The sequence below is a fragment of the Isoptericola sp. Y541 genome (genome assembly GCF_059445465.1).
The window spans coordinates 65,801-76,458 of the sequence record NZ_JCAIUJ010000008.1 but is presented as its reverse complement, the minus strand read 5'-3'; the positions used below and the strand labels follow the sequence as shown (position 1 = coordinate 76,458).

At 70.5% G+C, this 10,658-nt stretch carries 9 protein-coding genes and 1 tRNA gene; 2 read left to right on the top strand and 8 right to left on the bottom strand.

All coding sequences use genetic code 11. From position 1 onward, the window contains the following. Nucleotides 1-6: 6 nt before the first annotated feature. Both AC1C2V_RS16765 and AC1C2V_RS16760 read right to left on the bottom strand, forming a co-directional pair. Nucleotides 7-495, bottom strand: a complete 489-nt coding sequence (locus AC1C2V_RS16765; protein WP_495390780.1) for an FHA domain-containing protein FhaB/FipA — start codon at nt 493-495, stop codon at nt 7-9. A 10-nt stretch (nt 496-505) separates the two neighbouring features. Further along, nucleotides 506-1,225, bottom strand: a complete 720-nt coding sequence (locus AC1C2V_RS16760) for an FHA domain-containing protein (RefSeq protein WP_495390779.1) — start codon at nt 1,223-1,225, stop codon at nt 506-508. 265 nt (nt 1,226-1,490) lie between these two features. Here AC1C2V_RS16760 and AC1C2V_RS16755 point away from each other — a divergent pair. Next, nucleotides 1,491-1,574 (top strand) — tRNA-Leu (locus AC1C2V_RS16755). A gap of 220 nt (nt 1,575-1,794) precedes the next feature. Here AC1C2V_RS16755 and AC1C2V_RS16750 read toward each other — a convergent pair. The 4 genes from AC1C2V_RS16750 to AC1C2V_RS16735 form a co-directional block, all read right to left on the bottom strand. Next, complete coding sequence (locus AC1C2V_RS16750) at nt 1,795-2,916, bottom strand: IS701 family transposase (RefSeq protein ID WP_495390778.1); 1,122 nt, start codon at nt 2,914-2,916, stop codon at nt 1,795-1,797. 141 nt (nt 2,917-3,057) lie between these two features. Then, entirely contained in the window at nt 3,058-3,954 is an 897-nt protein-coding gene (locus AC1C2V_RS16745; protein ID WP_495390777.1) for an RNA polymerase sigma-70 factor, read from the bottom strand. After that, a complete protein-coding gene (locus tag AC1C2V_RS16740) occupies nt 3,951-5,135 on the bottom strand; it encodes an NAD(P)/FAD-dependent oxidoreductase (protein WP_495390776.1) in 1,185 nt (394 codons plus the stop codon). Before AC1C2V_RS16740 ends, AC1C2V_RS16745 begins: the two co-directional genes overlap by 4 nt. Before the next feature lie 198 nt (nt 5,136-5,333). Beyond that, nucleotides 5,334-6,473 (bottom strand): hypothetical protein, encoded by a 1,140-nt coding sequence (locus AC1C2V_RS16735; protein WP_495390775.1) that lies wholly within the window; start codon nt 6,471-6,473, stop codon nt 5,334-5,336. 415 nt (nt 6,474-6,888) lie between these two features. On the opposite strand from AC1C2V_RS16735, the gene AC1C2V_RS16730 reads away from it, so the two are divergent. Continuing rightward, the gene (locus tag AC1C2V_RS16730; RefSeq protein ID WP_495390774.1) at nt 6,889-7,368 is read left to right on the top strand and encodes a dihydrofolate reductase family protein; all 480 of its coding nucleotides are present in this window, start codon (nt 6,889-6,891) and stop codon (nt 7,366-7,368) included. A gap of 9 nt (nt 7,369-7,377) precedes the next feature. Here AC1C2V_RS16730 and AC1C2V_RS16725 read toward each other — a convergent pair whose 3' ends face one another. Beyond that, entirely contained in the window at nt 7,378-9,861 is a 2,484-nt protein-coding gene (locus AC1C2V_RS16725) for an FtsX-like permease family protein (protein WP_495390773.1), read from the bottom strand. Beyond that, nucleotides 9,858-10,580, bottom strand: coding sequence for an ABC transporter ATP-binding protein (locus AC1C2V_RS16720; protein WP_495390772.1), 723 nt, complete (start codon nt 10,578-10,580; stop codon nt 9,858-9,860). Before AC1C2V_RS16720 ends, AC1C2V_RS16725 begins: the two co-directional genes overlap by 4 nt. Nucleotides 10,581-10,658: the final 78 nt, after the last annotated feature.

Genomic DNA, 10,658 nt, shown 5'->3' with positions numbered 1-10,658 from the left:
GAGCGCTCACCCCTGGAGCTCGACGACGGACTGGCCGATCCGGACGCCGACGCCCGGCGCCAGCAGAACCGGCCCGGAGACCTGCGTGTCCCCGATGAAGGTGCCGTTCGTCGATCCCAGGTCCTCGACGTACCACTGGTCGCCCTGCGGGAAGATGCGCGCGTGCCGCGACGACGAGTAGTCGTCGTCGAGCACGAGGGTGCAGCCCGGCGAGCGGCCGATGAGGATCGACGCCGAGGACAGCGGGAGCGTGGTGCCCGTCAGGGGGCCGGTCGTGACGACGAGGCGGGACGGGCCGGAACGGGCGGGCGCCGCCGGCGCCGCGGGCCCGGCGGCAGCGGGGGCGGCCTCGGTGCGCCGTCGCTCCGCGCGGGAGACCCGCGGGGCCCCACGGGGCGCCAGGTCGCGGCGCAGCACCGCGATCGCGGAGAGCACGAACACCCAGAGCAGCACCAGGTAGCCCAGCCGGAGCAGGGTGATCGTCAGCTCACTCATTCTGGGGAGATCACCAGTCCTCGGTCTGTTGGCCGGAGGCATTACCGGTCCAGAACATGATGCGCGTACGGCCGATGGTCAGGGTGTTCCCGTCGAGCAGGGTGGCGGCGGGCACCTGGTGGCCCTCGACGAACAGGCCGTTGGTGGAGCCCAGGTCGGTGGCGACCACGCCCTCCCCCGTCACGCGGATCTCCAGGTGACGGCGCGAGACGCCCGGGTCGTCGACGACGATGTCGGCCTCGGCGTCGCGGCCGATGACCGTGACGGGGCCGGTGAGCAGGTAGCGCTGACCGTCGATGTCGATGAGCGGGTGGCGCGTAGACGGCGCCGCGGACGTGGCTGGGGCGACGTTGCCGCGCACCGTCGCGGAGCGCAGCTCGAAGCGGCCGGCGGCGATGTCCTCGTGCTCCTCGAAGGTCACGCTGACCGGGCCGACGAAGGCATAGTGCTGCGACGCCGCGTACTCCGTGAGGTTGGTCGCGAGCTCGTCGGCCATCGTCTCGGCGCCCCAGGCGTCGATCTGGGAGAAGTCCGCCGTGGACAGCTCGATGGTGAACTCGTTGGGCACGACAGTGCGGTCCCTGCCGACCACCGCTGCGCGGTCGTCGACCTCACGGCGCAGCCGGCTCGCCAGCTCGACCGGTTTGATCTCGCTGTTACGACCCACCTTCGCGAACGCGTTGTTCATCGCGCGTTCCACGCTCTTCTCGAAGCGATCCAAGGCGCCCATGCCACCTCCTCCCGTCGGCCCGACTCGTTCGCGGGCAGACTATCTAGATCGTAGGCAGCGCCGCAGCACCATCCCTCCGCGCGGTGTGGATTTCCTGCGAACGCTCGGCGCAGACTCAGAACCGGCAGGTCACGACCAGGTCACGTCGCACGCGGCCACCACCTGCGTCGGGACGACGGTGCCACACCCCCCGCTCCGGTGCCCGCTCGGGCGCGCCACAGTGATTGGGGAGCACCCTCGCCGCCGTGTTAATCTTCTGCGGCACGCGCGAGTGGCGGAATAGGCAGACGCGCACGGTTCAGGTCCGTGTGCCCGAGAGGGCGTGGGGGTTCAACTCCCCCCTCGCGCACGTGAGGAGGGTTTCGGCTTCAGGGCCGGAACACCTTCGGAAAGTCCCGGTCAGGTTCTCCTGGCCGGGATTTTTGCGTTCCCGGGCCCGCTTCGAGCGTCGGGAGCCAAGTTGTGGCTGGAGATTCGTTGGCGGGGTCGCCAGATGCGGCCTCAGCGGCGCGTCGTGGGCGAGCGAGAGCATGCCGCAGCGAGGTGCACGCGATGTTGAGGCCCTAGTACTACAGCCGTAGATCGTCATCGTGACCTGCGGTGATGCGCCGGTGGTAGTGGGCGGTACGGGCTCTGGCTTGGTGGCGTTGGCGCCAGAGGGACCAGTGGAGGATGTCGTCGGTGCTCCGTGCCACGCTCGCGGCGAGAGCGGTGAACAGGCGTCGGGCTTCGGCGACGGTGATCGCGATCAGCCCGGGCTGTTGTCGGGCGTCGCTGCGCGCGACGGCTGCCAGGACGGTGAGGAACGCGTGAGCGAGCGTCGCCAGGGTGGTCCACCGGTGCCAGGAGTCCCAGCGCCGGACCTGGTGGTGGTCGAGTCCGACGAGGCCCTTGGCGGCTTGGAAGTTCTCCTCGATGCGCCATCGCTGCCCGGCCACGCGCACGAGCGTGCGCATCGGCACGGGCCTGGGGGCGTGGCACAGGTGGTAGGCGAGTTCGCCGGTGGTGTCGTTGCGGCGCACGAGCAGCGTCTGCTCCCCGCCTGGGGCCGAGTTCGTCGTGCTGGCGGGCTCGGGTTCGGGGTCGATGCTGATCAGCGCCCAGGAGTAGTAGCGGTGCCCCGTGGACCCTTCGCCGGCGGAGTAGGTCTGCCACGCCGAGGCGGGCATCCTCGCGGCCAGGTCCCGTACGGGAATCCTCCCGACGGCGGTGGTCACGTGCCGGTTGGCGGCGGTCTGCATGACATACCCCAGCCCGCGGGCACGGATGCGGGCGCGCAGCGTCGCGTCGCCGCCGTAGACCTCGTCGCCGGCGACCCACGACGCCGAAGCTCCGGCCGCCACGGCGCGGTCGATCATCGCCGCGGCCAGTTGCGGCTTGGTCGCGAACCCGACCGCTTCCGGGATGCCGGCACGTGTCCGCCGATCACGGTCGTCGCACCAGGACTTCGGCAGATACAGGGCTCGGTCGATGAACGCGTGCCCGCCCGGGGCCGCGTAGGTCAGGTAGACCGCGACCTGCGCGTTCTCGATCCGGCCCGCGGTGCCGGTGTACTGGCGCTGCACCCCCACGGATCCGGTGCCCTTCTTCAAGTCCCCGGTCTCGTCGATCACCAGCACCGCACCGGGGTCAGCGAGAGGGTCGAGCACGTAGCCGCGCACGTCGCCCCGGGCCCCGTCGGCGCGTCTCACAGCATCACCGCAGGTCACGATCACGATCTACGGCTGTAGTACTAGGGAACAGGAGAGTGAGCTGGGCCGTGGGTCGCACCCTGCTACCCGGTGTGCGGCAGCCAGGTCGGTGTCGCTCATTTCATTGCGTTCTGTCGCGCCCTACCGGCTGACATGACGCGGAATCGCCACCGTGATGAGTTTGTCTGGATTGCGGATGGCATAGAAATTGGTGATCTTTCCGTCGATGATCTCGATCAGGAAGACCCCTTCCAGACAGTCGTCGCTGTAGACGACCATCGCGGGCGCGTTGTTGCAGTTGACGATCTCGATCCGCAGGTTCTGCGTCCTCCTCGCCTTGTGGAACAGGTCGATGACGCAACTGGCTACCTTCTCCGCGCCCACCACTGGCCGACGAGCTGCGGTCGCCTTGCCACCGCTGTCGGCGGTCCAGGTGGCGTCCGAAGCGAGTAGCGAGAGCAGCCCGTCGGTGTCACCGGTGGCCGCGGCCGTCATGAACTGCTCGGTGATCCGCGTGATCTGCGCCCCGTCAGCGGGCTCGAAGCGTTTGCGCCGCGCCTGCACGTGTGAGCGGGCGCGGTGCGCCACTTGGCGCACCGTCATCACGGATTTGCCTACCGCTGCGGCGATGTCGCGGTAGTCGAAGCCGAACACCTCACGCAGAACGAATACTGCTCGCTCGTCGGGAGTAAGGGTTTCCAGCAGCACGAGCATGGCCATGGACACCGATTCGGCGAGCACCATGTCGGCTGAGGCGTCGTGCTCGTCGAGCAGCAGTGGCTCGGGCAGCCACGGGCCGACGTACTCCTCGCGGCGGCGCGCGGCCGCCCGCAACGTGTTGAGTGCCTGCCGGGTTACCAGCCGGGCCAGATATGACTTCGTGTCGCGCACCGTCGCCAGGTTCACATTGGCCCAGCGCAGATAGCTGTCCTGCAACACGTCGTCGGATTCGGTTGCCGAGCCGAGCATTTCGTAGGCAATCGTGAAAAGTAGCGGGCGCAGTATGGTGAACCGCTCGGCATGTTCGTCGGTTGTCATGAAGGCGAAACCACCGGTGCAGCACCAGTCGGATGCTCAGGCCGCGGGCCGCCCTTGGGCCAGTACACAGCACCTGGCTTGCGGGCCTCCCGGTGGATCTTCCCTACCCCCACCTTGCAAGTCGACTCCTTGATTCTGGCGCCCATGCCGCCGCCGATGTAGAGATTCACCGCGGTGTCGTCTCGGCGGGCGAGCTGTCGGATGCCGACGCGACGGCCGAGGCTGATGCACGTCCCAGTGAGGGCCAGGTTGATCACCGCCGGTTCGGTCCCCGCGATGTGGCTCAGAACAGTGTTGGCGGCCTGCGCCCCGAGCGGACCAGCGGCTTGGCCGCTCATCCGCAGTGGCTGCCCCGACGGTGCGGCGGCGTCACCGGCCGCGACGATGCGGGCGTCATCGACACTGGTCAGCGTCTCGTCGGTGAGCAGTCGGCCCAACGCGTCGGTCCGCAGTCCACTCGCGGTCGCCAACTCGGGCACGCCGAAGCCCGTCGTCCAGATGGTGAGGGCGCTCGGACGTACCGTGCCTTCGGCGAAGGCGACCGCATCCGGCCGGACCTCGATCACCCGGTCGGCCTCGAGCACGGTCACACCCTGCCGTGACAGCCACTTGACGACGTACCGGCGACCTGGCGCACTCAGTGACGGCATCAGGGTTGCTCCGCACACCAGCGTGACCGTGCGTCCTTGTTCGGCCAGTTCAGCTGCCGTCTCGATACCGGTCGGCCCGCCACCGACCACGGTGATAGGAGCATCGAGGGGCACCTCATCGAGCCTGGCGCGCAACCGCTGCGCGGCCTCGAATTCAGCGATGGGGAAAGCGAACTCGGCCGCACCGGGCACAGACGGTATTGCCGCGGTGCTGCCGGCCGCATAGATGAGGTGGTCGTAGTTCAGCTCGCGACCCGACTCCAGCCGCACCATACGAGCGGCGGCGTCGATGCGCGTGGCGCTGTCGACAACCAACTCGATCCCCTCGCCGAGCAGCGCGCCGTAGTCGATCGTCGCGTCGCCGGTTCCGGACACGAACTGGTGCAGCCGGACTCGATCGACGAACGTTGGTCGGGGATTGATCAGTGTGACAGCGACATCGGTGCGCATCCGCAGATGATTGGCCGCGAGTGTTCCGGCGTAACCGCCCCCTATGACGACGACCCTGTGGCGTGTGTTGTGTTCAGTCATGCCCTCAAGACACCGCCGATCAGCGAAACGTGACACGGCGCGACGTGACGTGCACCACTTCAATCACCAACGTGGGACGTTGCACCGTCAGCGCCGCCACGCGGCCGCTAGCGCTGTTCGGATCGTGGCAAGCATCAGAACAGCATGTCGCGGAAGGGTCGGGTGATGATGCACGGGTCCACCGCACGGTTGTGGGGGTCAGTGTGGCGGGCGAGGCGAGCGTGTTCTCCTGGCCGGGACACGGGCGGCGTCGCGCGCCTGAAGCGTCCGGTCCTTCAGAAGGGCCTTCTGCTCGGTCCTGTCGGCGTGCGTCGACTCACCAGCGGAGCGGATGACACGACGGGACCTGGGGTCGACGACGTCGACCGGGGCGTCGACGTCGTACCGAGCCGTGGTGCTGGTCGCGTACCCCGCTGCGTACTCCGCCTCGATCCGGCGGTCTGCGATCCACAGCATCGGTGAGAACGGCCCCCGGCCGATCAGGAGGGCGCAGGCCAGGAACGCGAAGATGGAGGGCAGTGCCCACGAGGGCTCCTCCGGGAGGACGAACGCTGTGCAGCCGGCCACGAACAACAGGCCTGCGACGCCGAGCAACGACGCGAAGGCATGCTCCCACCACCTGGCGGACGGTCCAGGGATCAGCTGCCTTGCCATGTGTGGATGCCATCGCATGTCCGGAGCGCGGTCCCTGTCGAGATACTCGAATTCCGCTGCCTGGGGGACGACGCCGAGATCCTCCAGGGCGCGCCGCACGTACTCTTCCCGCTGCGACGAGACCGCGTTCACGGCTCCGTACCGTGGTGCGACCACGATTCTGAACGAGCCATCCGCTACCTGGATCCCGGGCCATGAGGTGCCGCCGGCGACGACAACACGCCTGGTAACTCGCGCGCGCACACGATCGACAGTCCAGCGTGGTTCCGGTTCCGCCCGACCGTTCCACACCTCGACTCGATGCTCCGACACGGACATGACAGTCGGCGATCCTCCGAAGGTGCTCCAGCCCGAGGTGGGGGAACCGAGCGAGCGGGCGATCGCGCGCATCTCCACCCCCGAGAGAGCGGGGATCACGGTGGCGTGTGGGCGGATCTCCGCCATATGGTCGGCGAGCCGGATGAGTCGATCGGTCGAACGCCGGACGACGACCACGGAGTACATGACGAGTCCCACGACGGCAGCGGCAACACCCGACGTGATCGATACCCCTCGCGACTCGACGTTCCAGGTGCCGAGGCCAAGGCTGGCGAGAACGAGTACCGCGAGCGTCCCACCGGCCGCGACGCGACGCGTCGTTGCTGCCCGTGGGTCGCTCGCGCCCAATGCATAGTCGCTGGCCACGGCCCGATCCTAGTGGGCGTCGAATCGCCGAAACGCGCCGGACGGCGTGCGGAAGGGGCTGCCAGTCGGGCGGCTTGGTCCGAGGTTTGAGGGCGGCAGATTCCGAGTTGAGGTAGCGGCAGCTGAGTCGGACGACTACCTCCAGCTCGCACAGAACGGCTCGTCTGCTGTCGTCGGCGAGACACGCCCGTGCACTCCCGATGCTCCCGATCGAGCGACTCTGGACCTGGCTCCGCGACCACGGTGAGGACGCACAACGCGAAGCGTGTGCGCCCGGATGCTCCCACTCAGGTGTGCCTTGGCCGTGGGCACTGTGGCGAGCACGCACTCCCGAGACGCCGTGAGTGCGTCCGGGTCCTTGCGCGGTCGATTCTCCCGGCGGAGCGGCCGAGGGCCACCCCCCGGGGGCGGGTGGGTGTTCGACACCGACTTCGTCCCCGAGGCGTACGCCCTGAAGAGCGAAGAGCTCGAGGAGACGACGGCCCTGCTGTTCGGCCGACGCAGCTACGAGGCGTTCTCCGACGTCTGGCCCGCGTCCGCCGATCACGCGGCATACAAGGACCTTCCGAAGTTCGTCGCGTCTTCGACGCTCGACGACGACGCGCTCGTCGAGGGTTGGGGACCGACGACGATCCTGCGCAGCACCAAGGACGTCGCCGATCTGAAGCAGGCCGACGGGGGGCCGATCTTCATCCACGGCAGCGCGGAGCTCTCATTGGGTCTGGGCGAAGCCGGCCTCATCGACCGCTACAACCTGCTGATGTTCCCGTACCTCCTCCCAGGCGGCAAGACGATCTTCGGCGCGCACGGCGCCGACCGTCGCGCCCTGTCGTTGCGCGAGTCCGCGGCATACGCGAACGGCGTGGTCAAGCTCGTCTACGACGTCCGGCGCTGAAGGATGGCGTCAGGTCCGCGCGCGCATCGCCTGCCGCGCGGCCAGCTCGGTGGTGGCCAGGACCAGCCCGAAGCTGGTGGCGACGACGAGAGCGAGCATGCCGGCGTCGACGGCCGGGAGGATCCGTTCGCCGTTGCTGAGGGCGAACGTGAGCCCGCAGAGCCCGGGGACGGACGCGACCAGCGCGACGAGGCACCCGGTCGCCGCGAGGAACGTCGCCTCCCAGCGCGCCGTCCGTCGTTGCTGGGCCGGCGTGGCCCCGACGACGCGGAGGCAGGCGAGCTCGGCGCGACGCGCGAGCGTCGTGACCACCAGCGAGTTCACGACGGCGATCGCGATGTAGCCCCACAGGATCAGGAGCAGGAGGACGGGGAAGACCGATGAATCGGCCGCCGCCTCGTCGGCTCGATCGGCCGCCGTCGCCCGGGTGACGGCGAGGCCGGGGCGTCCGGCGAGCCGCTCCTCGATCCGGAGCTCGACGTCGGCCACGGTCGCGCCGTCGGCGGCGAAGACGGCCAGCGCGGTCGGCCGCCCGGAGGCCGTCGCCGGCGCCAGGTCGTCGATCGGGACGACCACGTCGCCGAAGCCGAGGCCGCGCAGGTAGGTCCCGGTCACGCGGCGCTCGACCGTGCGTCCGTCCGGGAGCACGACGTCGAGCTCGTCGCCGTCGTCGACGCCCAGCGAGCTCGCGACCTGGCTGCTGAGGGCGACGCCGCCGTCGGCGACGTCGAGCGCGGACGATCCGACTGGCCGCAGGTCGGCGTACGTCTCGATCCGGTCTCCCTCGACGGCGAGCGCGGGCAGCGACTGCCAGGTCGCATCCCCCTGGTTCGCCAGGACCAGGACGTCCGTCGTCACGACCGACGCCACCCCCGCGACGCCGGTCATCGCGACGACGTCGTCCGCGATCTCCTCGCCCACCCCGGTCATCCGTCCCTGGACCAGCACGTCGGCGTGCTGCCCTGCGTCGACCTGGTCGGTCGCGACGGCCTGCTCGGTCACGCCGGTGAAGAGCTGCGTGCAGCTGAGGCTGACCCCGAGCACGAGGGGCGTCAGGACGCCGCCGACGCGCGCGGCCCGTGCGCCGATGCTGGCCAGGGCGAGATATCGGGTCGCCGAACGACCGGCCCGCCGCCGCTGCGTCCGGGCCACCAGCCGCACGACCAGCGGGCTGAGCGGGCCGAGCGAGAGGGCGATCGCCAGCCCCGACAGGCCGGCCAGCGCGGCGGCCGCCTCGCCCGAGACGTAGACCGGCGCACAGGCCATGGCGAGCCCGAGCGCCACGCCCGCGAACCCCGCCAGCGTCCGGGGGGCGCGGGTTCGTCGCTCGTCGGACCCCTCGAGCCCGGCGAGGGGGCTGCCGCCCACGACGTGTCGGGCGGAGACCCGCACGGCGATCTCCGCGGAGGCGACCGCGACGGCGAACGCGGTCACGAAGGGCACCGGGCCGAACACCGGGTCGAGGCTCCGCGGGATGACGTCCCAGGACCGGAGGAGGCCGACCAGCAAGGCGCCGAGGAACGGGCCGACGAGGGCTCCCGTCGTGGAGGCGATGAGAGCCACCCTCCTGATCTCGCCGCGCAGCAGGCGCTTCACCTGCCGCGGGGTGGCGCCGACGACGCGGAGCACGGCCAGCTCTCGCGAGCGTTCCCTGATCTGCAGGGCGGTGAGGGCGATGAGCGTGGACGCGCTGACGATGATCCCCAGCGCGCCGAAGGCGGCCGACGCCGAGACGAGCGCTCCCTTGGCCGGGCCCTGCCGGACCACCTCGATGGCGCCGCGGTCGGCGGCCGGCCACGTGCCTGCGCCGCTGCTCGCGACGGCGGCCAGGGCCACCTCCTTGGTCCCGGTGTCGTCGCCCGCGCCGGGCCAGACGCCGACCGCCGCCACGCGCTGCTCGCCCCGCAGCCGCGCGTGGTCGTCGCTCAGGTAGGCGTCCGCCACGTCGATGCCGGAGTCGTCGGCGGCGAGGACGCCGACGATGGTGAACGGCTCCGCCTCGCCCCCGAACCCGACGTCGACGACCTCGCCGAGGTCCGGCTGCTCGGCGCCGTCGACTCCGCCCGCCAGCACGATCTCGTCCTCGGCCTCCGGTGCGCGCCCAGCCGCGAGGCCGCGGTCGCCCAGCGTGGTCGCCGACCACGGGTGGACGTCCACCGGGTCGTCGCCGGCGGCCAGGACGCCCGGCACGATCCGGTCCACGACGACCCGTGCGCCGGGCAGCGCGCGGGACACCTCCGCGACGACGGAGGGCGGCAGCAGGGCGCGGCCCGGGACCGGCAGGTCGACGTCGTCGCGCACCGGGCGGGTCTGTGGGGCGCCGACCAGGACCGGGGCGGCCGCGTACTCGCCCGTGCCGACCTGCCCACGCACGCCCGTCTCGGTCATCAGGCCGAGCGCACCGATCAGCGCCGCGGAGAACGTCATGGTGACGGCGAGCGCGAGCACGTGCCCCCATCGTCCGCGCAGGCTGAGGCGGACCAGCTCCTTCACGCGTGCCGTCCCAGCTGCGGCAGGGCGCCGGCGATCTGTGCGGCAGTGGCTCCGCGCATCTCGCCCCGCCACTGGCCGTCGGCCATGAAGAGGACGCGGTCGGCCGCGGAGGCGGCGACCGGGTCATGGGTGACCATCAGGACCTGCTGGCCCATGTCCCGCACGATCGAGCGCAGGAGGCCGAGAACTGCCTCGGCCGAGGCGGAGTCGAGGGCGCCCGTGGGTTCGTCCGCGACCACGAGCTCGGGGTCCGAGATCAGCGCACGGGCGAAGGCGACGCGCTGCTGCTGCCCGCCCGAGAGCTGAGCCGGCCGGTGGCCGAGGAAGGCGCCGACTCCCACCGCGTCGGCGAGGCGCTGCACGGCGGCCGTGTCGATCGGCTTGCCCGCCAGCCGGAGGGGGAGCGAGATGTTGTCGGCCGCCGTGAGCGCGGGGATCAGGTTGTAGGCCTGGAACACCACCCCGAGCCGCGACCGCCGCAGCTCCGCCAGTCGGGTCTCGTCGAGACGGGCGATGTCCGTGTCTCCGACGTAGATCGCGCCGGAGTCGGGCTTGTCGAGCCCGAGCAGGCAGTTCAGGAGGGTCGTCTTGCCCGATCCCGACGGACCCATGACCGCCGTGAAGGTCCCCGGCTCGAGCGCGAGGTCGATGTCGACCAGCGCCCACAGCCTGCCCCCGCCACGGCCGTAGCTCTTGCTGACCCCGCGCATCCTGATCATGTCCCCATCGTCCGAGGACGACGACGGCGCCGGAATCCTGCGAGGGGCCGGATCGAGGTAGTGCTGGCACTACCTCCC

Bases quoted from the DNA above. Each gene is read 5' to 3' on its own strand.
- AC1C2V_RS16745 (WP_495390777.1), bottom strand. From the start codon at position 3,954: ATGACAACCGACGAACATGCCGAGCGGTTCACCATACTGCGCCCGCTA.
- AC1C2V_RS16765 (WP_495390780.1), bottom strand. From the start codon at position 495: ATGAGTGAGCTGACGATCACCCTGCTCCGGCTGGGCTACCTGGTGCTG.
- AC1C2V_RS16720 (WP_495390772.1), bottom strand. From the start codon at position 10,580: ATGATCAGGATGCGCGGGGTCAGCAAGAGCTACGGCCGTGGCGGGGGC.
- AC1C2V_RS16760 (WP_495390779.1), bottom strand. From the start codon at position 1,225: ATGGGCGCCTTGGATCGCTTCGAGAAGAGCGTGGAACGCGCGATGAAC.
- AC1C2V_RS16740 (WP_495390776.1), bottom strand. From the start codon at position 5,135: ATGACTGAACACAACACACGCCACAGGGTCGTCGTCATAGGGGGCGGT.